Source organism: Pseudomonas sp. FSL R10-1350 (genome assembly GCF_009600525.1).
GTDB lineage: Bacteria > Pseudomonadota > Gammaproteobacteria > Pseudomonadales > Pseudomonadaceae > Aquipseudomonas > Aquipseudomonas helleri.
In genome coordinates this window covers 1-568 of sequence record NZ_WIVR01000177.1, presented here as the reverse complement: position 1 = coordinate 568, position 568 = coordinate 1, and the positions used below count along the sequence as shown (strand labels likewise).

Sequence of the window (568 nt, the reverse complement as noted above, 5' to 3'; positions counted from 1 at the left end):
CAGCGAGGCACTTTTGTCAAACAGCCACAAAAGTACCCAAAAAGGCCTTGCCCCGGCGTACGGCCTCCCGAAGGGGCCTGTAGATCAAGATCAAAAACCAGATCACAAGCCAGATCAAAAGATCGCGAGACAAGCTCGCTCCTACAGGGGGAGGGGTTAAACCGGCCTTAATCGCCAGCCCAGCACGTCGAGCACGTCGCAGCCATCGCGCAGCAATAACACTGCGGTGCTGGCCAGGTGTTTGAGATCAATGGCGTCGGCCAGTTCGCGGCTGGCAAAGGTTTCCATCAGTTGGGTGACCGCCAAAACACGGGCAGCCGCGTTGGCATGCAACACATCCAGTGGCGCATTGCGGTCGATCAATAAGGCGGGAATGGTGCAGTCAATAGCAGTCAGCGGGATATACGGGGAATGCGTCATAAGTTATGTCCAATGGTTAGACGCACTAACGTTATTCATCTTTTCATTCCAAGTCGCCAAACCTGGTCGCCATGAGGGCGAGCGCGGACTATAAGCGTCGGGGTACAACAGCGGCAAGCGCCAACGCTGTACGAAGCTGCCGATAAAT

At 55.5% G+C, this 568-nt stretch carries 1 protein-coding gene; it reads right to left on the bottom strand.

The window, feature by feature from the left end:
* Positions 1-156: 156 nt before the first annotated feature.
* Positions 157-420 carry a short-chain dehydrogenase gene (locus GHO25_RS25730; RefSeq protein WP_153393427.1) on the bottom strand — a complete coding sequence of 88 codons (264 nt, stop codon included), beginning with the start codon at positions 418-420 and terminating at the stop codon, positions 157-159.
* Positions 421-568: the final 148 nt, after the last annotated feature.